We start from the raw sequence: 25,643 nt of genomic DNA, 5'->3' as shown, positions 1-25,643 counted from the left end.
CGACGCGCGCCGGTCCGACTCGAACGGGACAGGTTCGCTCAGCGGAACGACACACAGGAGACGGGTATGGCGGACAGGCTTCTCGAGGCGGTCACGGCGGGGGTGCGGCATGTCGATCTCGGACGCCAACTGCGCGTCGGCATGCCGCAGTCGCCGAACCACCCGCAGTTCTGGCACACGCTGCCACGGCGCCACGGCGACATGGTGCGGGCCGACGGCGGCAGCGCCGCGAACGACATGATCACCACCGGAACGCACGTGGGCACCCACATCGACGCGCTGGCTCACGTCTCCCAGGACGGGCGGCTGCACGGCGACGCCGACGCGACCGATTCCTGCATCGGCGGCAAGTACGTCGAGCACGGCGTGCACACGATCGCCCCGATGGTGTGTCGCGGTGTGCTGCTGGACGTTCCGGCGACCCTCGGGGTGGAACGGCTCGACGGCGGGTACGAGATCACGGTCGCCGACCTGGACGCGACGGTGGCTCGTCAGGGCGTCGCCATCGAACCGGGCGACGTCGTGCTGATCCGCAGTGGGTGGTCGCAGCTGTTCGAGCAGGGCCAGCCCTACGTGGGCGGTCCGTCGGGCGTGCCCGGGGTGAGCGAGGCCGGTGCGATCTGGTTGGCAGAGCGCCGCATTCACGCTGCGGGCGCGGACACGATCGCGTTCGAGCGACTGGCGCCCGGCAAGGGCCACGGCCTGCTCCCGGCCCACCGCGTTCTGTTGGTCGAGAGCGGGATCTACATCATCGAGGCCCTCGACCTCGAGCAGTTGGCCGCCGAGGCGGTCCACGAGTTCACGTTCGTCCTGGTGCCGCTCAACATCTTCGGTGCCACCGGCTCTCCCGTGCGCCCGCTCGCGGTGGTGTCCGCATGACCGACACTCTTGCCTACGCCCTCGCCCGGTTCGCCGACCGCACGACGTACGACGATCTGCCGACCGACGTCGTCGACAGCGTGGGAGTCCGGGTGCTCGACACCCTCGGCATCGCCGTCGCCGCCACGCAACTCGATACGAGCGCCGCGGCGGTCGCCTGGGCGCGCGAGGAAGGCGGGACGCCGGTGGCCTCCGCCGTCGGTGTGCCGGAGAACCTGTCGCCGGCGTTGGCGGCGTTCGTCAACGGCGTCCTCGCGCACTCCCTGGATTTCGACGACACCCATCTGCCCTCCGTGCTCCACCCGAGCGCGAGCGTGATCCCGGCGGCGCTGGCCGCGGCACAGCAGCACGGCGCGCACGGCCGAGACCTGGTGCGCGGCATCGCGCTCGGCCTCGAGGTGTGCGTGCGGCTGGGGATGGCCGGGTTCGATCCCGCCACTCGCAACTCGGTGTTCTTCGAGCACGGCCAGCACGCGACGTCGATCTGCGGGGCCATGGGCGGCGCAGTCGCCGCCGCCGTGATCGCGGGCGCGGACGCCGACCGAATCGTCGACACGCTGGGTATCGCCGCGTCGATGGCCGCCGGCATCATCGAGGCCAACCGCACGGGCGGCACCGTCAAACGGCTGCACTGCGGCTGGGCCGCGCACGCCGCGGTGTCCGCGGCGGGCCTCGCTCGCCACGGTCTCACCGGACCGCCGACCGTGCTGGAGGGCCGGTTCGGCTTCTTCCAGGCGTGGCTGCACGACGCCCCGCGGGCCGCGGAGATCACCGAGGGACTCGGCGAGACCTGGGCGGCGCCGTCGTTGTTCGTCAAGCCCTACCCGGCCAACCATTTCACCCATGCGGCCGTCGACGCCGCCGCCGCGCTGCGCGCACGGGGACTCGGTCCCGACGACATCACGCGCCTCGAGCTCGGTGTCCCGGCCGCCAATCTGCGCACGATCGGTGAGCCCATCGAGGTCAAGCGCGCCCCCGAGACGGGCTACATGGCGCAATTCTCCGGGCCGTACGCGGTGGCCGTCGGTCTGCTCGGCGGTGGGGGACTCGGCGCGTCGTTCGACGACTACTCGGACGAGAAGGCGACCTCTCCGGAACGCCGGTCCATCATGGCGAAGGTCGATGTCGTCCCGAACAGCACCTGCGACAACATCTTTCCGTACCAATTCCCCGCGATCCTCACCGCCGAGCTGCGGGACGGCTCGACCGTCGTCGAGGAGGTCCTCACGACACGCGGTGGTCCGGAGCGTCCGCTCTCCTTCGACGAGGTGACGGCGAAGTTCACCGCGAACGTGGGCTCACTGCTCGATGCGGACACGGCGACGCAGTTCGCGGAGCGCTGCCGCGCCCTCGGCGAGCTGGACAGCGTCGAGACGCTGCTCGCGCCGTTGCGGACGGTCAAGCGCTGAGGCGCGCCCCGCGCGGTCGGTAGGCGCCGAGGCCGCCCCGTCAGGCCGGCCGGTGCGCGCGGGCGAGGAGTTCCCTCGCCCCGCGCACCACGGCCTCGTCGACGAAGCGGCCGTCGTCGTCCACGGTGGGCCCGCCGGCTGCTCGATCGAAGAGGTCCACCAGGCGGCGGGCACCGGCGAGTTGCTCGTCGGACGGGGTGAACGCGTCGTTGATCACCGACACCTGACCCGGATGCACCGCGGTGCGCGCGCGGAAGCCGAGTTCGACGAACGCCGCGGTGGTGCGGGCGAACTCGTCGAGATCGCGGAAGTTCGTCGACGTGGGGGCGATCGGTGCCGCGAGACCCGCGGCAGCACAGCCGATCACGACGTCGAGACGTAGCGCGTCGACGACGTGCTGCGTTCCCGAGCTGCGGGTGATGCGCAGGTCCGCGAGCAGATCCACCTCGCCGATGCCGAAGGTCGCCACCCTCGGCACGGTCGCCAACCGGTCCAGGTGCCGCAGGGCAGCGGCGGTTTCGATCAGCCCCACCACGAGGGTGTCGGTACCGCGGTCGGTGATCTCGTCGACCGTGCGCTCGAGGCTGTCCTGCGAGCATTTCGCGACGACGATGCCGGTGACCGACGGATGCACCGCGACGTCGAGGTCGGCGTCGAGGAAGTCGGGGCTCACGCGGATCCAGACCTGTGCCGTCGAGTCGTCGGTGCGGCCGTCGAGCCACGCCGCCACGTCACGGCGCGCGGTGTCCTTGTGCTGCAGGGGAACCGCGTCCTCGAGGTCGAGGATGATCGCGTCGGCGGGTCCGCTCGCGGCCTTGTCGAAGAGAGTCGGCTTGACCGCCGGGACGTAGAGGAACGAGCGCGCGTCGATCATGCCGGTCCCGCCAGTCCGCGCGTGATGTCCTCGGCTGCCGATACGACCAGCGCGGCGTGGGCGGCGTGATCGTCGTCGGCGGTGGAGGAGTAGCGGAACGCCGGGCCGGACGAGCTGACCGAGCCGATCACGTGGCCGGCCGAGTCGAAGAAGGGGGCGGCGATGGACGCGGCGCCGGTGTTGCGCTCGTTGATCGAGGTGCCGTAGCCCAGGGTGCGGAGTTCGTCGAGTGAGGCCAGGAACGCGTCGAGGTCGGCGTCGGGCCGGGCGACACGCAGTTCCTGGGTCGCTTCGCCGACGAAGTGCTCGGGCAGGAAGGCGAGGATCGCGCGACTCGACGCGCCGGAGTGCAGCGGGTACTGCGGTCCGATCTCGACCACCATCTTCACCTCCTGTGGGCTCTCGTACTGGTCGAGGTAGACGCGCCGGTGTCCGACCAGCACGGACAGGGTGGCCGTCTCCCGAGTCCGATCACGCAGGCGTCGCAGCACGGGGGCGGCGACGGTGCGCACGTCCAACTGGCTCCACGCCTTGGTGCCCAGGCCGATGGCGGCGGGTCCGAGCGAATAGGTGGTGTCGCCGTGGACCGGCTGGACCAGTGCTCGCGAGGAGAGGGACTGCAGGATGCGATGCACGACGGCCTTGCTCAGCGACAGCCGACGAGCGAGCTCGGAGACGCCGAGCGGCGTGTCCGACTGCGCGAAGGCGATCAACACGTCGGCGACTCGATCGGCCGATTCGGTACCGGCGGACGGCTCGGTGGTCGCGATCGGGGGAGAGACGGGCATGAATTCAAACCTTCCACAGTCGGGCGCTGCAGGCGCGGCATCCACTGGCACACACGGCACACACACTGACGACGGCCGCTGACCTGCGTTCCGCTGAGCGAACCATACTCGTAACAAGAAAGTCATGAAAAGACCTGTTCTCGCCCCAAAGCCCGTGCAATACTCGATCGCAGTGCGCAGTGGTCACCATCACGTGGTGCGCTGAGCGGAACACAGAGCCAGTCGCATGGCCTGTCGGTCACCTCGGACTCGACGCCCCCATTCGGGCGCGAAAGGCAGATCCAATCATGAGAAAAGTCGTAGGCGTTGTGGCAGCGGTCGCCCTCGTCGGCACCGCCGCGTGCGGATCGTCGTCCGGGTCGGACGGATCGGGACCGATCAAGATCGGCTCCGTGCACCCCACCACCGGTGCGCTCGCCGGTGTGGGCGGACTGATGAACGACGGCGCCGCGATGGCCGTCGAGGACATCAACGCGGCGGGCGGTATCTCCTCGATGGACGGACGCACCCTCGAGCTGGTCTCCGGTGACAGCCAGGGCAAAGCCGAAGTCGGACAGAGCGAAGCGCAGCGGCTGATCGACGACGGCGCGGTCGCGTTGGTCGGCACCTACCAGTCCGACGTCACGCAGAACGTCGCCTCGGTCGCCGAGCGCTCTCGCGTGCCGCTGGTCATCGACGTCGCTGTCGACGACAAGATCCTCGACCAGGGCTACCAGTACACGTTCCGCATCCAGCCCAACGCGTCGTCGATGGGGACGGACGGCGCGAAGGCGCTGGCCGCCATCGAGGAGCAGACCGGCCAGGCCATCGACCGCGTCTCCTATCTCCACATCGAGGGCTCGTTCGGCGACAGTGTCTTCGACGCCTTCGAGAAGGAAGCCGCGAACCAGGGCATCTCGTCGGTGCAGGAGATCACCTACCCGGCCACCAACTTCTCCGACGCCACCACGCAGGTGCGCGAGGCGGCCGTCTCCAACCCCGACGTCATCGTCGCCACCGGGTACTACCCGGACGGCCTGCTGATCGCCAACGCCGTGCAGCAGTTGAACGTGAACGTCAAGGGCCTCTACGGCATCGCCAACGGCGCCTTCGACGACAGCTCGTTCCCCGGCGCGGCGGGTCCCGCCGGTGAGGGTGTGCTGTCGGCCAACTACCACTTCGACGCCACCGACGACCGGGTGACCGAGATCCGGTCGCGCTTCCAGGAGAAGTTCGGTCGTCCCATGGAGACCGCGGCCATGCTGTCCTACCAGGCGGTCGAGGTGATCGCCGCCGGCCTCGAGGACGGTGCCGACGCCGATCCGGAAGCGTTGCGGGAAGCCATCTCCGGCGTCTCGATCGACGAGCCGCTGCTCGCGTTCTCCGGCCCCATCACGTTCGACGAGACCGGCCAGAACAGCAACGCCGCCGTCATCGTCATGCAGGTACGCGACGGCGCGGTCACCCAGGTGTTCCCCGAAGAGTTCGCGCAGGAGCAGATCCAGTTCCCCGCGGGCGGCGGGCAGTGACCGTCGCCGCGGCGGACACCGAGGCCACGACGACGTCCCGCCGCAGGCTCGACCCCGGTGTCCCGGTGGCCGGCGCCGTCGTGATCGTCCTCGCCGTCGTGTTCTTCGTCGGCGGCAAGGACCAGGGCCTGGTCGGCCAGGCCATCGTCTCCGGTCTGCTGCTCGGCGGCGTCTACGCGCTGATCTCGGTCGGGTTGACGCTCATCTTCGGTGTGCTCGGCATCGTGAACTTCGCGCAGGGCGCCATGCTGACGCTGGCGATGTACATCGTCTACGCGTTGTCGACGGCCGGTTTGCCGGTCTACCTGGCCACGATCCTGGCCGTGCCGGTGATGTTCCTGTTCGGCATGGTCGTCCAGGCGACGTTGCTGACCAAGCTCACGATCGGCGGCAGCCACGAGGGACCGCTGCTGGTCACCCTCGGGTTGTCCCTGCTCATCATCAACGTCCTGCTGATGGTGTTCGGCGGTCGGCCGAAGGCCGTGGCGGCGCCGGTCGACGGCTCGCTCTCCATCCTCGGCACGGTCGCCTCGTGGCCGCGCGTCATCGCGTTTCTCGGTGCCGCCGTCGTGGCCGTCGCGCTCAAGGCCGTGCTCGACCGCACCAAGCTGGGACTGTCCATCCGCGCCGTGGCGTCGAACTCGGAGGGCGCCAAGCTCGTCGGAGTCGACATCGGCCGCGTCTACGCCCTGACCTTCGGTATCGGCGCCGCGTGCGTCGCCGTCGCCGGTGGGCTCATGACGCCCTTCACCTCGCTGACCCCCTCGGTCGGTGAGCAGTTCACCATCCTCGCGTTCGTCATCGTCGTGCTCGGCGGTCTCGGCAGCATCGTCGGCGCCATGGTCGGCGGGTTGATCATCGGTCTGGTGCAGACCGTCGGTGCGCTCTACCTGCCGGGCACCGGGTCGCTGATCCTGGTGTTCGCCGTGTTCGTGATGGTGCTCTTCCTCAAGCCCGAAGGTCTGTACGGAGGACGTCGATGACCACCACCGCACCCACCGCGGAGTCGGCCACCACGGCGGACCCGCGACTGAAGGACACCTGGCTGACTCGCCAGTTGCTCACGCTCGTCATCGGTTTCGTCGTGGTCGCGCTGCTGCCGTTCCTGCTCGGCGAGCAGGCGCAGACGGTCGCCGTCCGCACGCTGATCTTCGCGATCATGGCCGTCGGCTGGAACATCATGAGCGGCTTCGGCGGCATGTTCAGCTTCGGTCACGCCGCGTTCTTCGGCATCGGCGCCTACACGGGGGCCTATCTGCTGGTGGAGCACGGCATCTCGCCGTGGTTGTCGATGATCGTCGCCGCCGTGATCTCCGCCGCCGTCGGTACCACCATCGCGTACCTGTGCCTGCGGTACCGATTGGCCGGCTCGTACTTCGCTCTCGCCACGTTCGCGTTCGCGCAGATGTTCCTGCTGCTCGTACAGAACCTCGAGGTCTTCAACAAGACCGAGGGATTCAACGTGCCGATCCTGCCGCGGGATTCGTGGTCGATGCTGCAGTTCGAGAAGGGCAGCGCCAACTACCTGTGGATCCCGTTGGTGATCCTCGCGCTGGCCGTCCTCGGCACGATCTTCTACGTCCGGTCGCGGGCGGGTCAGTACGTCCAGGCGATTCGTGACGACGCCACGGCCGCAGCGTCGTTGGGCATCGACACCATGAAGTATCGGCTCGTCGCCGTCGCCGCCAGCTGCGCCCTCACCGCCGTCGCCGGGGTGTACTACGTGCAGTACTACTTCTTCGTCGGCCCGGAGCAGGCCTTCGGCTCGGCGGTCTCGGTCGAGGCCATCGTGCCCGCGGTCATCGGCGGTATCGGCACCATCTGGGGCCCGGTGCTCGGCGCGGCTGTCATCGGTCCGCTGTCCGAGGTGATCAACGAGATCCTCCGCCGCCCGCCGGCGTTCCTCGAATTCCTGCAGGGCTCCATCGGTCTCGATGTCGCGGTGTACTCCGTGATCCTGATCCTCATCGTGATCTTCCTGCCGAAGGGCATCTTCGGCACCGTGCGAGAGAGGTGGCGCAAGTGAGCGTCCTCAGCGTCGAAGGGCTCAGCAAGTCCTTCTCCGGACTGCACGCGGTCCGTGACGTCGACCTCGACGTCGCCGATCGGGAGTTCCTCGGCATCATCGGCCCCAACGGCGCCGGCAAGACCACGCTCTTCTCGCTGCTGTCCGGCGAGCAGCCGCCCACGTCGGGACGGGTGATCTTCGACGGCACGGACATCACGGGCTGGCCGGCCGACCGCACCGCGCGCGCCGGTCTGGTTCGCACGTTCCAGCTGATGCGTCCGTTCGAGTCGATGACCGTGCTCGAGAACGTCACCATCGCCGCGCTGTCGGTGCGCAAGTCGCGCAAGGACGCCCGTCGGCATGCGCTCGAGGTGCTCGATCGGGTGCAGCTGTCCGATCAGGTGGGCGGCGTCGTCTCGACGATGTCCACGGCCGGCCTCAAGCGACTCGAACTCGCCCGCGCCCTCGCGATGGAGCCGCGTGTCGTGCTGCTCGACGAGGTTCTCGCGGGACTCGTTCCCGCCGAACGTGCTCCGATGATCGACCTGCTCCGATCCCTGCACACCGCGGGGCAGACCGTGCTCTTCGTCGAGCACATCATGGCGGCCGTGATGGCGCTGTCCGAACGACTCGTCGTCATGCACGAGGGTGCCGTGCTCACCTCCGGTGACCCGCGCACCGTCGTCGAGGATCCGCGCGTCGTCGAGGCCTACCTGGGCGAGGAGACCGCATGATGCTCGAGATCGACGATCTGCACGCCGGTTACCGGCGGCTCGAGATCCTGCACGGGGTCACCATGCACCTCGAGAAGAACGAGATCGTCTCCCTCATCGGGGCCAACGGCGCCGGCAAGACGACGACGCTGCGGGCGCTCTCGGGACTCGTGGCGCCGCATCGTGGTCGGGTGATGCTCGACGGCGAGGACATCTGCGGTCGCCGGGCGGATCGCATCGTGCGATCGGGCCTGGTGCACGTCGCTCAGGACCGTGCGCTGTTCGGCAGCCTGCCCGTCTCCGAGAACCTCGAGATGGGCGCCTACACCCGCAAGCGCGGCGCGACGAAGGAGTCGCTCGACCGCGTGTACGAGCTCTTCCCGATCCTCGCCGAGCGGCGGAACCAGCGGGCGGACACCATGTCCGGCGGCCAGCAGCAGATGCTCGCCATCGGCCGGGCCATGATGTCTCAGCCCCGCGTGCTCACGCTCGACGAGCCGTCGGTGGGCCTTGCGCCCAAGCTCGCCGCCGAGGTGCTCGAGGCCATCGTGCGCATTCGTGACGACGGAGTCACCGTCCTCATCGTCGAACAGAATGCCGCGCAGGCCCTGGCGATCTCCGATCGCGCCTACGTCATCGAGAGCGGGTCGATCGTGCTCACGGGCACCGGAACGGAACTCGCCCACGACGATCGCGTCAAGTCCGCGTATCTCGGCATCTGACCACAGGAGACCCTCGTGCGTGTGCTCGCTTTCACTCCCGTCCATGTCGACGACGCCGAACTGGCCCGTCGGCAGGCACGGTACGACGCCCTGAGTCCCACCGGACTCGTCGTCGATCTGCATGACCTCGGCCCCGACGCCCCGCGTGCCCTCGACACCGAGGTCGACGTCCGGGCATCGGAGGATGCCGTCGCGGCCGCCTTCGCGGCGGCCGACCCCACCGGGTACGACGGCTTCCTGCCGGATTGTGTTCTCGATCCCTGCGCCGAGCAGGCCGGGGATTTCGCGCGTCCGCTGTACGGGCTGACGCGGCTGACGGCGTCGTTCTACGCCTCCCAGGGACACCGCGTCGGGGCGTTGGCGCGCAACGACGCCATCGCCGCGGAACTCGATCGCCGCCTGGCCGGCTACGGCATCACCGCGGAGCCGACGACGGTCATGAACCTGTCCTTCGACGACATCGCGGACTCGCACGCCTGGACCGCAGCCGTCGCTCGCTACGCGCCGTCCCTCACGTCCTCCGTCGCTATCAACGCGTGTTCGGCGGTGGACCTCGCCGAACGGCGCACCGACCCCGTCGTGGTCGATCCCACGGCCACCGCGCTGCGCTTGTTGGCACTGCGGGCCGACCTCGAGGTCGCGGCGTGAGCGAGCACGGCCCGGACCTGGTGGTCGCCGGTGCGGGCGGTGGCCTCGTCGGGGCGCTCCGCGCGGCGGAGCGGGGTCTCGACGTCGTGGTGGTCGAGGCGAGCGAACATGCCAAGCGCGGCAACAACACCGCGATGTCGACGGCGATGATCCCGGGTGCGGGGTCGCGCTGGCAGCGTGCGGCGGGGGTCGAGGACTCCCCGTCACGTTTCGTCGAGGACGTGGTCCGCAAGACCAAGGGGACCGCGGACGTCGGGCTGGCGACCGCCCTCGCCGACGTCAGTGCGCCCCTGGTGGAATGGATGGCCGATCACCTCGACATCCCGCTGTCGCTGGTCACCGATTTCGCCTACCCCGGTCACTCCGCGCTGCGCTGCCACACCGTCGAGGGCCGGCACGGCAGCGTGCTGCTCGATCACCTGACCCGAGCCGTCGCCGAGCACCCGAACATCGACGTCTACGCCCCCGCGCGGGTCACCGACGTCCGCACCGAGGACGGACGGGTGAGCGCCGTCGTGGTGACGTTGCCCGACGGCACCACGGACGAGATCCCGACGCCCGCAGTCCTGTTGGCCACCAACGGGTACGGGGCGGACCGGGCGGCCGTCGCCGAGCACGCTCCCGAGATCGCGTCGGCCGTCTATCACGGCAGCGAGTACTCGACGGGCGACGCGCTCGCCATCGGCACGCGCCTCGGCGCGGAGGCCCGGTTCCTCGACGCCTACCAGGGCCACGCGGCCCTGTCGAAGAAGGCGGCGACGCTGGTCGGCTGGGCGACGGTGATGCACGGCGGCGTCGTGCTCGACACCACGGGTCGCCGGTTCGGTGACGAGACCACCGGGTACTCGGAGTACGCAGCGCACCTCGCGGCCCGTCCGGGGTCGGAGGGCTGGCTGATCATCGATCGGGAGATCCACGATCGGTGCCTGGCGTTCACGGACTTCCGGCAGACCGTCGAGTCCGGTGCTGCGGTCTGGGCCGACGACGCCGCCGGCGTCGCTGCCGCCACCGGCCTGCCGGTCGACGCGGTCGTCGACGAGCTGGCCGCGGTCGGTCGCTACGCTCGCGGTGAGAGCTCGGATCCGTTCGGGCGCACATCGTTCGAGCACGAGATGGCCGGACCGTACGCGGCCGTCGCCATCGTGCCGGCGCTCTTCCACACCCAGGGTGGCTTGGTGGTCGACGGCCGGGCGCGCGTTCTGCGCACCGACGGCTCGCCGATCGACGGTCTCTTCGCCGCCGGTGGTGCCGCCATGGGCATCTCCGGTCACGGCGCCTCGGGTTACCTCGCGGGCAACGGCTTGTTGCCCGCCCTCGGATTGTCCTTCCTGGCCGCGGACGCTGCGGCCGATTCTCTCGATATGCAAAGGACCTCGTCATGACGACACTGCTCATCACCAACGCCCGCGTCGTTCGTCCCGGTGCGGACAACCCCGAGGAGGGGGAGTTCCTCGATCTGCTGATCGAGGACGGCAAGTTCACGCAGATCGCTGCCGGTATCGATCCGTCGGGGGCCGACACCGTCATCGATGCTGCGGGCAAGGTCGCCTTCCCCGGAGTGGTCGACGCACATCAGCACTGGGGCATCTACAACCCGCTGGGCGAGGACGCCGAGACCGAATCGCGGGCCTGTGTGCAGGGCGGCGTCACCACCTCGCTGTCCTACATGCGCACCGGGCAGTACTACATGAACACCGGTGGGTCCTACGCGGACGTCTTCCCCACGGTGCTCGAGGCCACCGAGGGCCGTCCGTACGTCGACTACGCGTACCACCTCGCACCGATGTCGAAGGAGCACATCGGCGAGATCCCCTCGCTCATCACCGATCACGGTGTCACGTCGTTCAAGATCTTCATGTTCTACGGCAGCCACGGTCTGCACGGCCGGTCCACCGACCAGAGCGAGTTCCTCATGACCCCCGAGGGCGAGCGGTACGACCTGGCGCACTTCGAATTCGTCATGCGCGGCATTCAGGCTGCCCGCGAACAGCTTCCGGAGATGGCCGATCACATCTCGCTCTCGCTGCACTGCGAGACCGCCGAGATCATGAGCGCCTACACCAAGATGGTGGAGGAGGAGGGCACGCTCACCGGCCTCGCCGCCTACAGCGCGTCGCGCCCGCCGCACTCCGAAGGTCTGGCCGTCACCATCGCGTCGTTCCTCGCCGACGAGACGCAGCTGCCGAACATCAACCTGCTGCACCTGTCCTCGCGCAAGGCGCTCACCGCCGCGATGCGGATGGCGAAGGCGTTCCCGCACGTGAACTTCCGGCGCGAGGTCACCATCGGGCACCTGCTCGCGGACATCGACACGGCCTACGGACTCGGCGGCAAGGTCAACCCGCCGCTGCGCCCGCGCGAGGACGTCGAGGCCCTGTGGGAGCACCTCATCGCCGGCGACGTGGACTGGGTCGTCAGCGACCACGCCTGCTGCAAGGACGAGAAGAAGTTCGCGGAGGATCGCGGCGACATCTTCGCGGCCAAGTCGGGCTTCGGCGGTGCCGAGTACCTGCTGCCCGGTCTGGTCAGCGAGGGTCGCAAGCGCGGCCTGAGCTGGCGTCGCATCGCCGAGCTCACCTCGCTCAATCCGGCGGAGCGCTACGGACTTCCGGGCAAGGGCTCGATCGCCGTGGGCATGGACGCCGACCTCGCTCTCGTCGATCCGGACCACACCTGGACCGTGCGTCCGGAGGATTCCGAGTCCACCCAGGAGTACACGCCGTTCGAGGGCTTCGAGCTCGGCGCCAAGGTGACCGACACGTTCGTCCGCGGACAGCGGGTCCTGGCCGACGGCGCCGTCTCCGGCGCCCCGGCCGGCCGCTACCTGCACCGGCCCTACAAGTGACGGGTCCGCTCGAGGGGATCCGCGTCCTCGACGTCTCGACCATCCTGGCCGGGCCGCTGGTCGCGCAGATCCTCGGGGACTTCGGTGCCGACGTCGTCAAGATCGAGCACCCCACCAAGCCGGACGGGATGCGCGGCCACGGCCTGGACAAGGACGGGCACCCGCTGTGGTGGACCATGGTCAGCCGCAACAAGCGTGGGCTGACCCTGAACCTCGGCAACCCGGACGGCGCCGAGGTGTTCAAGCGGCTCGTCGCCGACGTCGACGTGGTGGTCGAGAACTTCCGGCCGGGCACGTTCGAGCGGTGGGGGCTGGGGTACGACGTGCTGTCGGCCATCAACCCCGGCCTGATCCTGTTGCGGGTCACCGGTTTCGGCCAGACCGGGCCGTACTCGACGCGGCCGGCGTTCGGCACCCTGGTGGAGTCGATGAGCGGGTTCGCCCACCTCACCGGCGAAGCCGACGGTCCGCCCACCCTGCCCGCCTTCGGTCTGGCCGATTCCCTCGCGGGGATCGCCGGATCGTCCGCGGTGTCGATGGCGTTGCTGCACCGGCACAAGACCGGTCGCGGTCAGGAGATCGACCTGGACCTGCTCAGCCCCATCATGACCGCGGTCGGGCCGGGCGTGATCTACGCCGACCAGCTCGGCATCGATCAGGAGCGCACCGGCAACCGGTCCAGCAACAACGCGCCCCGCAATCTGTACCGCACCAAGGACGGTCACTGGCTGGCCATCTCCACCAGTGCGAACTCCATCGCCGAGCGCGTGCTGCGCCTCGTCGGACATCCCGAGGTGCTCGACGAGCCGTGGTTCGCCACCGGCCGCCAACGGGCCGCGCACGCCGACCTGCTCGACGACTACGTCGGCGGGTGGATCGGGGAGCGCACGCGGGACGAGGTGATCGCGGCGTTCGAGGACGCGGGCGCCGCGGTCGCCCCGGTCTACAAGCCGTCGGAACTGCTCGACGACCCCCAGGTCACCGCCATCGAGATGGTCACCACCGTCGAGGACGAAGACCTGGGACCCGTGCGCATGCAGAACGTCATGTGGCGCATGGGGGAGAGCCCCGGCAGCATCCGGCACACCGGACGCGGGCACGGGGCGGACACGGACGGGATTCTCGCCGAGTCCGGTTACTCCGCCGAGGACATCGCTCGGCTCCGGGAGGTCGGGGCGGTCTGACCCCCGTCCCCGGTTGCGGTGACCCCCGCCCCCGGCCGTTGCCGTCGGACCGCCGTGGACCATCCACCCGGCACACTGGACTCATGACTTCGGCCCAGAGCATCGCTGACACCCTCGGACGCCGCCTCGCCTGGTGGGGAGGGGGCAGTGTGGTCGGCGGACTCGCCCTCGCCGTGTCGAGCTCGGAACGCCTGCGCGCGTTCGGTCTGCAGAGTGCCGGGTGGGGCGCGATCGACCTGGCCATCGCCGGCATCGGGGCCGCCCGCTCCAAGCCGGTGACCAGCCCGTCGCTGCGCCGCACTCTCTGGATCAACACGGCTCTCGACGTCGGCTACGTCGCGGGCGGTGCCCACATGATGTATCACCGACCGTCCTTCGGCGGACGGCTCACCCGCGATCGGTCGTGGGGCCATGGTGCGGCCGTCGTCGTGCAGGGTGCGGCCCTGCTGGTGCTCGATTCGGTGCACGCTCGCCAGCTCGAATCACACTGATGTAGTTCACTATTCGCCCGGAGCTGCGGTTGCGCGCTGTTGCCTCCTCAGTAACACTCGTCACAACAATCACTTGAGTAACACCACGACGGGTGGGTTCTGGGTATGCGCGCAATCGGTCGATCTGCCGTTCACGGGGCGATCCTGGCTCTTGCCATCAGTGGTCTGAGCGTGGCGACGACGTCCGTCGCGTCGGCCGAGCCGTGCGGTGGCCGCATGGGACCGGGATCGTCGATGTTCGGCAGCTCGGGCGGCGGGGGCACCAACCCCCGTGGTCCGCAGGGCCCGTTGGCGCCCATCCGGTCGTCGAACACCCAGTCCGTCGGATGGGTGACGGGGCCCGCCGGCCCGAACAGCACGTACGACCGTTTCGGTATCTCGGGAACCGATCTGGGCATTGCCTGGGACAACGGCGCCGGCCAGGTGCTCTACGCCTTCGGTGACACTTTCGGGAACTGCTCCGTGGGCGGCGGGCAATGGCGCAACAACGTGCTGTTGCGATCCGGGGACACCGCCTTGGCGGACGGCATCTCCATTCCCGACGCCGTGCCGGGGGACAGCGGCTCGGGCTCCGTCGTGACGCCCGACGCGCCGCGTTTCGCGCGCCAGATCGTCCCGACGCTCGGCCTGCCCGAGATCGAGGCGACCACCATCCCGACCGCGGCCATCGCCATCGACGGGGTGCAGTACCTGAATTACATGTCGGTGCAGTCGTGGGGCGCGCCCGGCCGGTGGGTCACCAATTTCTCGGCCATCGCCACCTCTCGTGACAACGGTCAGACGTGGACCACCGACCCGTTGACCATCAGGGTGAACAAGGGGGTCACCATCCCCGGCGTCGCGCAGGTCAACGAAGCCAACGGCAGATTCCAGATGAATGCGTACGCGAGGGGGAACGACGGCTGGCTGTACCAGTTCGGCACGCCGAACGGTCGTTTCGGCGCGGCCTTCCTGGCGCGTGTGCGGCCGGCGGACATCCTGGACCTCACCAAGTACGAGTACTCGACGGGGAAGCCGGAGGCGCCCTGGTCGCCACGGGTCGAGGACTCGATCAAGGTGGTCCAGGAACCCGTGTCGGAGATGAGCGTCGCGTGGAACGAGTATCTGCAGAAGTACGTGATGCTTTACGGCGACGAGACGCAGGGCTCGATCGTGGCCCGTACCGCCACGGAGCCGCAGGGCCCGTGGAGCGCACCGCGCACGCTGCTCGGCCGGGGCGAGACGATCGGCGGGGTGTACGCGCCGTACATCCACCCGAGCTCGTCGGGCCGCGACCTGTACTTCACGGCGTCCCGCTGGTCGGACTACAACGTCATGCTGCTGCGCACGAACCTCGACGCCCTGCGCTGATCACCGAGGTTCGGTCGGGCGCAGCGACGCAGCGACGGCGTCGTCCGTCGTCATGTACTGCTCACCCATGCGGCGAAAGGTGTCGGCCAGCTTCGTGGCGATGTCGATGTGGCCCTGCAACATCGCCGTGAGCGAGCCTGATCCGCCCGACGTGAGCTCCGTGTACTTCGCGTTCAGCGCGATGCCGGAGGGGAGGGTGCCGAAGCCCGAGACTCTGCCGTTGCGTTGCACATCGGAGGCGATGGTTTGCAGATCCTCTGCGAACCGGCCCAGCGCTGATGCACAGTGCTTGGCAGCTTCCCACGTCACGATCAGTTGCTCGTCAGCCATGGATACTCACTTCGGTAGGTAGGGCAGAAATGCCACGACGGCTTCTTTTGCGACGTCGCACAATGGCCGGCGGGCGGCCTCTCCCAACGCCGTTCTGACATTCAGTTCCACGGCCCCCCTCCGTACATCGATCGCGCCGGAACAACTGGATTCGGGTGAGTTCCGGTCGACGAAGGAAAAAACTGTCCGGCCGTCGATTGTGTACTGGATGCGTTGCGACATCCTGGCGTCATTGCCGAGATCCTTCGCGGACACGGTTGCCGAAAAGGCTGTGAGGAAGTACCAGTCGTTGCGCCATGTACAGGTCTTCCATTCAGATCCCTGCGGGAGGAAGTCGTCCGCTGACACGGGGGCCGGTCTGAGGGTCAGATCCGCGATCGGCTGCGGGGAAATGCTGCACGGATCCCATAACTCCGCGACCGGCGTCCCTTCGACACCCCCACCGCACCCACCGAGGAGCAGTGCGACGGCGCCGACGACGCCGGTAATTCGTAAACGTGTAGTCGGCACTACCGACCGCCCGTATCCGACGGCCGCAGCGACGCCGCCACGGCATCGTCCGTCTCGACGTACTGATCACCCATGCGGCGGAAGGTGTCGGCGAGTTTCATGGCAACCTCGGCGTGCCGATCTAGTGTGAATGTCAGGCTTCCGGGTCCGCCTCGGGTCGACTCTGCATATTTCGCTGCCAGTGCGACGCCCGATGGCAACGTGCCGAAGCCTCTGTAATGGCCCACGTCGCCGACTGTGTTGACGATGTCCCGCATCGATGATGCGAACGTCTCGCAAGCGCGGGCACAGTCCTCCGCAGCCTGAGCATCGACTACGACTCGTTCATCGGACATGGTTGTCACCTCGGCAAGTAGGGAAGAAGCGCCCGAGCAGTGCTCTCGGCTCGAGTGCACAGTTCAAGCCAATCCGCCTCGCCGTCGGTGTCCGCGATCTTCAGCTCGACCGCACCGGTCGACGTGGGCAGGGCGACGAAGCATTCGGCGAGAACAGGATCCGCAGGCCCCTTGTAGATGACCGCGTCGCGGTCGCCGATATTCGTGTCACGAGGCTCTCGTGCAGACGGACTGGTTCGCACATCGGCGTAGCTCGTATCGGTCGAGTAGATCGTCCATCGGACGGAGTTCGAACCGCGGAAGGAGCATGTCCGCCACCTCGCGGACGGTTCCAGAACTTCATCGGTCGAATCCACCACCCCCGGCTCCACCCCAACCCCCTCCAACGCCTCGGCCGGCAGGCTGCACGGATCCCACAGCTCCGCCACCGGCTCACCCGCGACACCCCCACCGCAGCCCGCGACCAGCGCGCATGCCAACCCCACCCCGACGGTTCTCACGACCCGTTGGACGCCCCCGGGCCGCGGGCGGTTCCCCCCACACCCCATGTGATGTGTGTAACAGACGGTGACAGGGGGTACCACCCGAGCGAACCGACATCTCATGGGGGGACACCATGGCTTTCGATCTGACGCTCACACAGGCCCAGCACGATCTGGTGGCGCGCACGCACGACTTCGCGGAGAACGTGGTCCGGCCCGTCGCGCAGCACTACGACCAGCAGCAGGAGTTCCCGTGGCCGGTGCTGCAGGAAGCGGCGCGGGCCGGGTTCTATTCGCCGCTGTTCTACCGCGACCTGATCGGTGATCCGACGGGACTGTCGTTGCCGGTGTTCATGGAAGAACTGTTCTGGGGCTGCGCCGGTATCGGTCTCGCGGTGGTCATGCCGGCTCTGGCGCTGTCGGCGATCGGTCAGGCGGCCACCCCGGAGCAGATGCTCGAGTGGGCGCCGCAGTGCTTCGGCACTCCCGACGACATCAAGCTCGCGGCCCTCGCCATCTCCGAACCGGAGGGCGGAAGCGACGTGCGAAATCTTCGCACGACGGCCCGCCAGGACGGCGACGACTGGGTCATCGACGGCCACAAGATGTGGATCGGCAACGGCGGCATCGCCGACGTCCACGTCGTCAACGCCAACGTCGACCCGGAACTCGGCCACAAGGGTCAGGCGCTGTTCATCGTCCCCGGCGGCACCAAGGGCCTCGAACTCGTCCGCAAGCTGGACAAGCTCGGATGCCGGGCGTCGCACACGGCGGAGCTGAAGTTCGACGGCGTTCGCATCCCCAAGGCCAACCTGCTGGGCGGCGCGGACAAACTCGAGCACAAGCTGGCCAAGGCCAGGGAGGCGGAGAAGACGGGCATTCGCGGCCGGTCGGCCACGCTGGGCGCCCTCGAGCAGACTCGCCCGATGGTGGCGGCTCAGGCCCTGGGTATCGCCCGCGCCTCCCTCGAGTACGCCACGCAGTACGCCAACGAGCGCGAGGCGTTCGGCTCACCCATCATCGACAACCAGGGCATCGCGTTCCCCCTCGCCGATCTGGCGATGCGGATCGACGCCGCCCGATTGTTGACGTGGCGGGCAAGCTGGATGGCGGCCAACAAGATCCACTTCGAGCGCGGCGAGGGCTCGATGTCCAAGTTGGCCGCGACGGAGGTCGCCGTGGCGGCAACCGAACGCGCGATCCAGACCATGGGTGGGTGGGGGTACATCACCGACCACCCCGTGGAGAAGTGGTACCGGGATGCCAAGCTCTACACCATCTTCGAGGGCACCAGCGAGATCCAGCGCGTCGTCATCAGCAACGCCATCGCACAGAAGGACGGCGACGTCCCGCTGCACGCGGAGATGGAGCCCGACGGCGGTCCGCTGAACAAGGCCTTCGGCCGCGGCACCGAGACGCGAACCAAGATGATGAACAAGGCGATGGAAGCGAAGGACAAGGTCCCCGAGCCGGTCCTGCGCGGAGCCATGAAGCTGCTGCAGCCGCCCAGCCGGAAGTAGTTCTATCGCAGGCGATCCTGCACTGCACGGACGACGTCCGCCCACACCGCGGAGCCGGGGTCGACCACCGCGAAGTGCCCACCGGGTCCTTCGACGTGGTCGACGTCGTCCCCGGCCGTCCGGGCGGCGTCGACGTACTCCCGTCCGATGTCGTTGAGATTCGGATCGTCCTCCGTCGCGCACGCGACGACGGTGGGCACTCCGAGCGGCAGACGCGCGCGTGGCGACGCCGCACTGTCGGCTTCGTCGATGACGTCGGCAGCGCCGTTGCCGAGCAGCCGGGTGCGGGCGACGGCGAGATCGAGGACGCCGGCCAGGCTCACCACCACGGCGGGACGATGGTCGGCGGCCCACCGCAGGGCCAGCTGGCCACCGGCCGAATGGCCCAGGGCCACCACCGTTCCGGCGTCGACCACGCTCAGGGCGGCCTCGACGTCGGCGGTCGTCGTCGACCAGCCGTGCGCGGCGGGTCGGCGGTACTCGATGTTCCAGGTGTCGAACCCCTGTGACAGCAGGTCGATCGCGATCGCGTCGAGCGAGTCCAGCTCGAACGCTTCCCGCCAGTACCCGCCGTGGACCAGCGCCGCGGCCGGAGCATCCGCCCGGCCGCACCGGCGGACCTCCACCCGCTGCTCCCAATGCTCGCCGTAGCGCACCACCTCGGCCGGGTGTAGCCGGTGGTGGTACACCCGGTCGACGGCATAGCGCAGCCCGTCGAGTCCGCGACCGCGGATGTGCGCGAACAGGTTCGACGATCGATCGGGCTCGGCGAGCCCGAGGTCCACCCGTACGACGCACCGCCCGTCGCCTCCGAGATCGACCGCGCCGCCCGGTGCCGGGAGTACCACCGCGTCACCGGCTGCCGTCGAGACGTCGTCGGTCACCACGACGTCCCCGGCCACGCCGCGCGCGTCGAGAGCGCGCTGCGCCAGGTCCGTCGCCGTGCGCACGTCGAGGACGGAGTCGGGATGCAGGAGGACGTCGATCCGGGTGTCGGCCATGGACCTCACGCTACGTCCTACGCTCGGGGCGACCGTCGGACATCGCCGACAGCCACAGCATCGAGGGAGCCCCGCGTGGACCACCTGACCCGAGCGGCCGAGGCCGACGCGACCGATCCCCTGCGCCACTACCGAGACCGCTTCCACTCCGCCCCCACGGATGCCGTCGTCTCGTATCTCGACGGGAATTCGCTGGGCCGACCCACGGCCGCGAGCATCGAGAAGGTCACCCGCTTCATGACCGACGCGTGGGGCGGGCGGCTCATCCGCGGCTGGGACGAACAGTGGTGGGATCTGCCGATCACGCAGGGCGACACCCTCGGTCGTGTCGTTCTCGGCGCGGCCGAGGGGCAGACCGTGATCGCCGATTCCACCACCGTCCTGCTCTACAAGCTCATCCGGGGAGCACTCTCACTCCGGCCGGAGCGCACCGAGATCGTCGTCGATCGCGACAATTTCCCCACGGACCGGTACGTCGTCGAGTCCATCGCTCAGGACCGCGGTCTCACCGTGCGGTGGATCGACTCCGACCCGCGCGGGGGCGTCGAGGCCGACCAGCTCGCCGCCGCCGTGACCGACCGGACCGCCGTGGTGGTGCTCAGCCACGTCGCCTATCGCTCCGGTTTTCTGCTCGACGCCGCTGCGGCGGCCGAGACGGCTCACGGCCGGGGTGCGCTCCTGCTGCTCGACCTCTCGCATTCGGTGGGGTCGGTTCCGCTCCACCTCGACGACTGGGGCGTCGACCTCGCCACCGGCTGCACCTACAAGTACCTGAACGGCGGGCCGGGGTCCCCGGCCTTCGCCTACGTGCGCCACGAGCATCACGACGGGCTCGATCATCCGATCCACGGGTGGGCCGGTCGCGCGGACTCGTTCGCGATGGAGCAGGGCTGGGTCCCGGCGGACGGAATCCGTCGACTGCTCAGCGGCACACCGCCGATCCTGGCCATGATCGCCATGCAGGACACGCTGCAGATGATCGACGAGGTGGGTATCGACGCACTTCGCGCCAAGTCCGTCGCCCTCACCGCCCTGGCGCTCGATCACGCCCACGCCGAGTTGACGCCGCTCGGCGTCGAGATCGCCTCCCCCGAGGACCCGGCCAGGCGCGGAGGCCACGTCACTCTCGATCACCCCGGCTTCCGCGACATCACGCCGCGACTGTGGTCCCGCGGTGTCGTGCCCGATTTCCGAGCGCCACACGGCCTCCGACTCGGACCGAGCCCGCTCAGTACCTCGTTCCAGGAATTGGTGACGGGAATGGATGCGATACGGGACGAGGTGCGCCGTCATCGGCTCGCAGGAGAAAACTGAACCGACCACTCCGAAATGGACGCTGTCGGGATAGTCTGACGCTCCGAGTGACCGGGGGGGTGGGGTGGCAGCACGTATCGGCATGGTCGACGACCATCAGTTCACCATCGATGGCCTGCGAGTTCGTCTGGCGGACTGCGCCGACCTCGAGTTGGTGGCCCACGCGTCCACCGTCGCGGACCTCGTCGCCGACCTCCCGGCGTTGGATCTGGTGGTCCTCGATCTGCGCCTGCGAGAAGGGTCCTCGCCCACGGGAAACGTCGAGGCCATTCGGCAACGTGGCGTACCGGTCCTCGTGCTCACCTCCGGCGAGGATCCGTACCTCGTGCGGGAAGCCGCGCGAGCAGGCGTCCTCGGCGTGATCCGCAAGTCGCGCAGTCCGGAGGACATCGTCGACGCCATTCGCACGGCGGTGCGTGGCGAGGTCGTGCCGACGACGGATTGGGCTGCGGCCATCGACGGCGATCCCGAGATCGACCTCGTCGACCTGAGCCCGCAACACCGCAAGGTGCTCGAGCTCTACGCCGCGGGTGAGACCGCCACGCGCGTCGCGTCGGACCTGAAGATCTCGCGGGAGACCGTCAACGACTACCTCCGGCGCATCCGCACCAAGTACGCCGACGCCGGCCGACCCGCCCCGACCAAATCCGAGCTCTACAAGCGCGCCCTGGAGGACGGGTGGCTACCCTTCCCGCGTCGACGCAAGAAATGACGCCCGGCGCGGACACCAGTGCCGCCGATCGGATCATGCGGATGTTCGGCCGCTTCATCGGCGCCGGCTACGTCTTCTACGTCCTCGTGTCGATCCCGGCCATCGTGCAGACGGCGTCCATCACCCGGCCGTGGTGGACGCCCGTCGCTCTGGTCCTGTTCTTCGGCCCGGGACTCGCCTTGGCGGTGGTGGCGTTCGTCGGGTCGATTCGGGCGATCACGATGCTGGCGGTCGCGTGCATGGTGGGCTACCTCGTCGGTCTGGCGACCTGGCCACTCGGGTGGACGGGCGCGTCGTTCGTGGAGTCCGAGCCGGTGTGGTTCTCCTTCTTTCCCGCCCTCGCCGCCCTGGGTGCGGCGATCACGACGACGCCCGCGCGCGTCTTCCTCTACCTCGCGGTGGTCACCGTGGGAGCGCAGACGGTCAACTACACGGTGCGTGAGCCCGTCGACCGCAGCCCGCTGGTGCCGGATGTGGTGTACGGCTTCGGTTTCGGCATCATCTTCGTCGGCGCGGCCGTCATGGCGGCCCGCACCGGGCGCTTGCTGGACCGCACGCGGGCGTCGTCGTACGCCCAGGCCGCGCGATCGGCCACGCTGGAGGCGCGGTCGGTCGAACGCAGGCGATTCGACGGACTGATTCACGACGGCGTGATGTCGACGCTGCTCGCGGCGTCACGTCCCGACGCCGGAGACGCGGTCGCGCGCCAGGCGAGAACGACTCTCGCGGAACTCGACGCGTTGCGTGACGACGCCGGATCGGCCGACGACTTCTCGGGTGACGACGTCCTCGCCCACCTGCGTGCCGCGGCGACGGCGGTCGACGGGTCGATTCCGATGACGGTGCACGCATCCGACGCGGCGGTGACTCGGTATCCGGCCGAGGCGATCAGGACCGTCGGTGCCGCGCTCGCGGAGGCGGTGCGCAACAGCGTGCGGCATGCCGGAGAAGCGCGGCGTGAGGTGGAGGTGACCGTGGCGGCGGACGAGGTGCACGTCGTGGTGCGGGACGACGGCATCGGGTTCGACACCGACTCCGTTCCGGCCCATCGACTGGGTGTGCGGGTCAGCATCGTCGACCGGATGGCCCGGTTGTCCGGCGGTTCCGCCGAGCTGCGATCGGCGCCGGGAGCGGGTACGAGGGTGGATCTGTGGTGGCGTCGGTGATCTGGTCGCTCGCTCCCGATCGGCTCGACGGTCGCGACGCTGACGTGACCACGCTGCTCGGTATGCGCACCCGCGCCGCGGCGATCGTGGTGGCCCTCCACCTGATCGGAGTCGCCGTCGCGGCACTCGGCGCACTCGGCGGCGTCGAGCCGATCGGTGCACCGGTGCTGGCCCTCGCGGTGCACGCGGCCTGCGTCGTCGCCCTGGTGTGCGTGCACGGCGACCCCCTCCCGCTCCCCGCGACCCTCGCCATCGGTCTCGCGGGGCCGGCGTCGTGTGCGCTCGTCCTGTGGTCGCTTCCCGTTCCCCTCGACAACCCCCTGCAGACCTGGCCCATCGGGGTCTGCGCCGGCGTGGTGACATTCCTGTGCGTTCGCGGTCGGCCGTGGTGGGGGTGGGCCGAGTACGCCGCGGTCGTCGTGGTCACCCTCGCGTGGGCCACCGACACCGGCCAGGGGTGGACGATCGCCGGTCCGCTCGTGTTGCCCAGTGTCGCACTGGTTCTCATGGGGTCCTTCTTCGCCCATGCGATCCGGACACCCGTCGCGGACATCTTCGAACTCCGCGCGCAGACCACCGTCCGGGCCGCGGAGGAAGCGGCCGCCGCCGCGTCGCTGCACGAACGGGACGTCCAGCTGACCCGGCTCGACGAGTTGGCGCGCCCGCTGCTCACCCGTATCGCCTCGGGGGAGCCGCTGGCCGACGACGAGCGGCTCGCCTGCCGACTCCTGGAGAGCCAGCTCCGCGACTCCTTCCGGGCGCGGGGGCTGGTCGACGTCAGCAGCGCCGTGCGCGCCGCACGCAGCCGCGGGGTGGACGTCCTGCTGCTCGACGACCGCGGACACGAGAACACCGAGACTGTCGACGACGCGATCGTGGACGCGGTGGTCGCCGCCCTCGAGAACCCGGCGGTGGAGGCGGTGACCGTCCGACTCCTGCCACCCGACCGCGATTCCGCGGCGTCGATCCTGGTCGACGGAGTCGACGGCCCGCGACGAGTGGACCTGCCCCACGCGGTTCGCGGCGACGAGACGCCGCGGCCCCCGACCTGAGCTACGGTGACCGCGATGGCGTTCCCGAACCCCTCACGGATGTCTCCGGCCGTGCGGCGCACCTTCGACATCGCTGTCGCCGTGGCCGTCTTCGCCTACAACCTGCCGATCCAGGGCACGGCCTCCCCTGCGGCCCTGCTCGTTCCGATCGGGTTGTGTCTGGCGTACCTGCTCAGTCGCCACCGGCCGGGTCTCGCTTTCGTCCTCGTCGTGGCGGTGGCGTTCGTGCAGCCCCTCGTCGGGCTCGGCCTGCTTGTGGCCGACGTGGTGGTGGTTCTCACGCTCGTCCGGGTGGCGGCCGCGCGTCCGTGGACCGTCTCGATCCCCGCGGCGACGGTGGCTGCGGCATGGACTCTCGCGGTCACGGTCCCCACGCGTCACACGGATGGTCTGACTCCGGGGGACATCGGACTGTTCGTGGCCATCGTGCTGGTCGCGTGGCTGGTCGGCGCCCTGACGCGGACCCGTCGGCTCTACGTCGAGAGCCTCGAGGAGCGGGCGCTGCAGGCCGAGCGTGAGCGCGAAACCGGTACGCGCATCGCCGTTCTGGACGAGCGGGCGCGGATCACCCGCGAGTTGCACGACGTCGTCTCCCACGGTCTGAGCGCCATCGTTCTGCTGTCCGAGGGGGCGGCGTCGATGGCCGACACCGACCCGGACCGCGCGCGCAGGGCGATGCTGTCGGTGCGGGACACCGGCCGCCACGCGATGACGGAGATGCGGTCGATGCTGTCGGTTCTCCGGTCGGAGGACGAAGCGTCGGATCCGCAGCCGACCCTCGCCGGCCTCGAGGACCTGCTGAACCTGTCGCGGACGGTCGGGGTTCCCGTCACGTTGCGCGTGGAGGGGACGCCGCGCAGTCTCACGGCGGGAACGGAACTCGTGATCTACCGTGTGGTCCAGGAAGCACTGACCAACGTCCGGAAGCACGCCGGGCCCGTCGAGACTGTCGAGGTGGGCATGCGGTGGACCGGCGACGGAGTCGCCGTGTCCGTGACCGACGACGGGCGGGGCCGTGACACCGCCACCGGTGGACTGGGGGTGATCGGAATGCGCGAGCGCGTCGAGGCGGTGGGCGGCAGCCTGACCGCCGAACCGGCCGATCACGGATTCGTCGTCCACGCGTGGATCCCGGTGCCCGCATGAGCATTCGGGTGGTGCTGGTCGACGATCAGGACCTGGTGCGCACGGGCCTGCGCATGGTGCTCGAGGCCCGCGGCGTCGAGGTGGTCGGCGAGGCCGCGGACGGGCGCACGGCCCTCGACGTGGTGCGGGAGACGAGTCCCGACGTCGTCGTGATGGACGTGCGGATGCCGGTGATGGACGGGGTGGCGGCCACCCGTGAACTGTGTCGGCACCCGGGCGCACCGAAGGTGTTGATCCTGACCACCTTCGACCTCGACGAGTACGCGTTCGACGCCCTGCGGGGCGGAGCCAGCGGTTTCCTCCTCAAGGACGGCCCGGTCGACGAGTTGGTCGCCGCCCTGGGTCACGTGCGGGACGGTGACGCGGTGGTCGCTCCGTCGACCACGCGGCGGTTGGTGGACCACTTCACCCGCGGCGTACCCCCGCCCGCGACCGGCAAAAAGCTGGTCGACCTCACCCCCCGCGAGCTCGAGGTTCTCCGGGCGATCGCATCGGGCTTGTCCAACGCCGAGATCGGCGCGGCGCTGGAGGTCTCGGAGGTGACGGTCAAGGCGCACGTCGGCCGCATCCTGGCGAAACTCGGTCTCCGCGACCGCACGCAGGCGGTCATCGCGGCGTACGAGAACGGTCTGATGGATCGGTCCTGAGGCCCGACC

The 25,643-nt window shown here is 69.2% G+C and carries 27 protein-coding genes; 20 read left to right on the top strand and 7 right to left on the bottom strand.

Annotated elements, in window-relative coordinates:
- Positions 1–66: 66 nt before the first annotated feature.
- Both RC2_RS05990 and RC2_RS05985 read left to right on the top strand, forming a co-directional pair.
- Positions 67–879 (top strand): cyclase family protein, encoded by an 813-nt coding sequence (locus tag RC2_RS05990; RefSeq protein WP_068144160.1) that lies wholly within the window; start codon positions 67–69, stop codon positions 877–879.
- Positions 876–2,288 (top strand): MmgE/PrpD family protein, encoded by a 1,413-nt coding sequence (locus RC2_RS05985; protein ID WP_068144157.1) that lies wholly within the window; start codon positions 876–878, stop codon positions 2,286–2,288. The genes RC2_RS05990 and RC2_RS05985 overlap by 4 nt, the downstream gene beginning before the upstream one ends.
- Before the next feature lie 40 nt (positions 2,289–2,328).
- Here the strand turns inward: RC2_RS05985 and RC2_RS05980 are convergent, their stop codons facing one another.
- Entirely contained in the window at positions 2,329–3,162 is an 834-nt protein-coding gene (locus RC2_RS05980; RefSeq protein WP_082895305.1) for an HpcH/HpaI aldolase/citrate lyase family protein, read from the bottom strand.
- Positions 3,159–3,950, bottom strand: a complete 792-nt coding sequence (locus RC2_RS05975) for an IclR family transcriptional regulator (RefSeq protein ID WP_068144154.1) — start codon at positions 3,948–3,950, stop codon at positions 3,159–3,161. Before RC2_RS05975 ends, RC2_RS05980 begins: the two co-directional genes overlap by 4 nt.
- A gap of 287 nt (positions 3,951–4,237) precedes the next feature.
- Here RC2_RS05975 and RC2_RS05970 point away from each other — a divergent pair, with 287 nt between their 5' ends.
- From RC2_RS05970 to RC2_RS05920, 11 genes are all read left to right on the top strand, one after another.
- Entirely contained in the window at positions 4,238–5,458 is a 1,221-nt protein-coding gene (locus tag RC2_RS05970) for an ABC transporter substrate-binding protein (RefSeq protein WP_068144151.1), read from the top strand.
- Positions 5,455–6,441, top strand: a complete 987-nt coding sequence (locus RC2_RS05965) for a branched-chain amino acid ABC transporter permease (RefSeq protein ID WP_082895304.1) — start codon at positions 5,455–5,457, stop codon at positions 6,439–6,441. The genes RC2_RS05970 and RC2_RS05965 overlap by 4 nt, the downstream gene beginning before the upstream one ends.
- Positions 6,438–7,484 carry a branched-chain amino acid ABC transporter permease gene (locus tag RC2_RS05960; RefSeq protein ID WP_068144149.1) on the top strand — a complete coding sequence of 349 codons (1,047 nt, stop codon included), beginning with the start codon at positions 6,438–6,440 and terminating at the stop codon, positions 7,482–7,484. Before RC2_RS05965 ends, RC2_RS05960 begins: the two co-directional genes overlap by 4 nt.
- The gene (locus tag RC2_RS05955; RefSeq protein ID WP_174552301.1) at positions 7,481–8,200 is read left to right on the top strand and encodes an ABC transporter ATP-binding protein; all 720 of its coding nucleotides are present in this window, start codon (positions 7,481–7,483) and stop codon (positions 8,198–8,200) included. The genes RC2_RS05960 and RC2_RS05955 overlap by 4 nt, the downstream gene beginning before the upstream one ends.
- Positions 8,197–8,901, top strand: coding sequence for an ABC transporter ATP-binding protein (locus RC2_RS05950; RefSeq protein ID WP_068144147.1), 705 nt, complete (start codon positions 8,197–8,199; stop codon positions 8,899–8,901). Before RC2_RS05955 ends, RC2_RS05950 begins: the two co-directional genes overlap by 4 nt.
- 15 nt (positions 8,902–8,916) lie before the next feature.
- A complete protein-coding gene (locus RC2_RS05945; RefSeq protein WP_068144145.1) occupies positions 8,917–9,549 on the top strand; it encodes a hypothetical protein in 633 nt (210 codons plus the stop codon).
- Positions 9,546–10,931 carry an FAD-dependent oxidoreductase gene (locus RC2_RS05940; protein WP_068144142.1) on the top strand — a complete coding sequence of 462 codons (1,386 nt, stop codon included), beginning with the start codon at positions 9,546–9,548 and terminating at the stop codon, positions 10,929–10,931. The genes RC2_RS05945 and RC2_RS05940 overlap by 4 nt, the downstream gene beginning before the upstream one ends.
- Positions 10,928–12,394, top strand: coding sequence for a dihydroorotase (locus RC2_RS05935; protein ID WP_068144140.1), 1,467 nt, complete (start codon positions 10,928–10,930; stop codon positions 12,392–12,394). Before RC2_RS05940 ends, RC2_RS05935 begins: the two co-directional genes overlap by 4 nt.
- A complete protein-coding gene (locus tag RC2_RS05930; protein ID WP_072681190.1) occupies positions 12,391–13,578 on the top strand; it encodes a CaiB/BaiF CoA transferase family protein in 1,188 nt (395 codons plus the stop codon). Before RC2_RS05935 ends, RC2_RS05930 begins: the two co-directional genes overlap by 4 nt.
- Positions 13,579–13,661: 83 nt before the next feature.
- Positions 13,662–14,069, top strand: a complete 408-nt coding sequence (locus RC2_RS05925) for a DUF6992 family protein (RefSeq protein ID WP_072681188.1) — start codon at positions 13,662–13,664, stop codon at positions 14,067–14,069.
- A 105-nt stretch (positions 14,070–14,174) separates the two neighbouring features.
- Positions 14,175–15,419 (top strand): glycoside hydrolase family 183 protein, encoded by a 1,245-nt coding sequence (locus RC2_RS05920; RefSeq protein WP_068153519.1) that lies wholly within the window; start codon positions 14,175–14,177, stop codon positions 15,417–15,419.
- On the opposite strand, the gene RC2_RS05915 is transcribed toward RC2_RS05920, so the two are convergent.
- The 4 genes from RC2_RS05915 to RC2_RS05905 are packed head-to-tail and all read right to left on the bottom strand — an operon-like array spanning position 15,420 to position 17,022.
- Positions 15,420–15,749, bottom strand: a complete 330-nt coding sequence (locus RC2_RS05915; RefSeq protein WP_068153523.1) for a hypothetical protein — start codon at positions 15,747–15,749, stop codon at positions 15,420–15,422.
- Between the two features lie 6 nt (positions 15,750–15,755).
- A complete protein-coding gene (locus tag RC2_RS05910) occupies positions 15,756–16,259 on the bottom strand; it encodes a DUF3558 family protein (protein WP_072681185.1) in 504 nt (167 codons plus the stop codon).
- Entirely contained in the window at positions 16,259–16,594 is a 336-nt protein-coding gene (locus RC2_RS18605) for a hypothetical protein (protein WP_139277298.1), read from the bottom strand. The genes RC2_RS05910 and RC2_RS18605 overlap by 1 nt, the downstream gene beginning before the upstream one ends.
- Positions 16,595–16,599: 5 nt before the next feature.
- Positions 16,600–17,022 (bottom strand): DUF3558 family protein, encoded by a 423-nt coding sequence (locus RC2_RS05905; protein WP_169846841.1) that lies wholly within the window; start codon positions 17,020–17,022, stop codon positions 16,600–16,602.
- A gap of 188 nt (positions 17,023–17,210) precedes the next feature.
- On the opposite strand from RC2_RS05905, the gene RC2_RS05900 reads away from it, so the two are divergent.
- Positions 17,211–18,596, top strand: coding sequence for an acyl-CoA dehydrogenase family protein (locus RC2_RS05900; RefSeq protein WP_068147661.1), 1,386 nt, complete (start codon positions 17,211–17,213; stop codon positions 18,594–18,596).
- Between the two features lie 2 nt (positions 18,597–18,598).
- On the opposite strand, the gene RC2_RS05895 is transcribed toward RC2_RS05900, so the two are convergent.
- Complete coding sequence (locus RC2_RS05895) at positions 18,599–19,597, bottom strand: alpha/beta hydrolase (RefSeq protein ID WP_068147659.1); 999 nt, start codon at positions 19,595–19,597, stop codon at positions 18,599–18,601.
- An 84-nt stretch (positions 19,598–19,681) separates the two neighbouring features.
- Between RC2_RS05895 and kynU the strand changes: the two genes are divergently transcribed.
- From kynU to RC2_RS05865, 6 genes are all read left to right on the top strand, one after another.
- On the top strand, positions 19,682–20,911 hold the full coding sequence (kynU, locus tag RC2_RS05890; RefSeq protein ID WP_245811034.1) for a kynureninase: 1,230 nt from the start codon (positions 19,682–19,684) through the stop codon (positions 20,909–20,911).
- 64 nt (positions 20,912–20,975) lie between these two features.
- On the top strand, positions 20,976–21,623 hold the full coding sequence (locus RC2_RS05885; RefSeq protein WP_371828686.1) for a response regulator: 648 nt from the start codon (positions 20,976–20,978) through the stop codon (positions 21,621–21,623).
- Positions 21,590–22,789 (top strand): sensor histidine kinase, encoded by a 1,200-nt coding sequence (locus tag RC2_RS05880; protein ID WP_068147646.1) that lies wholly within the window; start codon positions 21,590–21,592, stop codon positions 22,787–22,789. The genes RC2_RS05885 and RC2_RS05880 overlap by 34 nt, the downstream gene beginning before the upstream one ends.
- Complete coding sequence (locus tag RC2_RS05875) at positions 22,777–23,841, top strand: DUF8320 family protein (RefSeq protein ID WP_139277297.1); 1,065 nt, start codon at positions 22,777–22,779, stop codon at positions 23,839–23,841. The genes RC2_RS05880 and RC2_RS05875 overlap by 13 nt, the downstream gene beginning before the upstream one ends.
- Positions 23,842–23,856: 15 nt before the next feature.
- Positions 23,857–24,987 (top strand): sensor histidine kinase, encoded by a 1,131-nt coding sequence (locus tag RC2_RS05870; protein WP_068147693.1) that lies wholly within the window; start codon positions 23,857–23,859, stop codon positions 24,985–24,987.
- The gene (locus RC2_RS05865) at positions 24,984–25,634 is read left to right on the top strand and encodes a response regulator transcription factor (protein WP_068147696.1); all 651 of its coding nucleotides are present in this window, start codon (positions 24,984–24,986) and stop codon (positions 25,632–25,634) included. The genes RC2_RS05870 and RC2_RS05865 overlap by 4 nt, the downstream gene beginning before the upstream one ends.
- Positions 25,635–25,643 lie beyond the last annotated feature (9 nt).

It is taken from the genome of Rhodococcoides corynebacterioides NBRC 14404, from assembly GCF_001894765.1.
Taxonomy (GTDB): domain Bacteria; phylum Actinomycetota; class Actinomycetes; order Mycobacteriales; family Mycobacteriaceae; genus Rhodococcoides; species Rhodococcoides corynebacterioides.
This window is presented reverse-complemented; position numbering and strand designations above follow the sequence as displayed.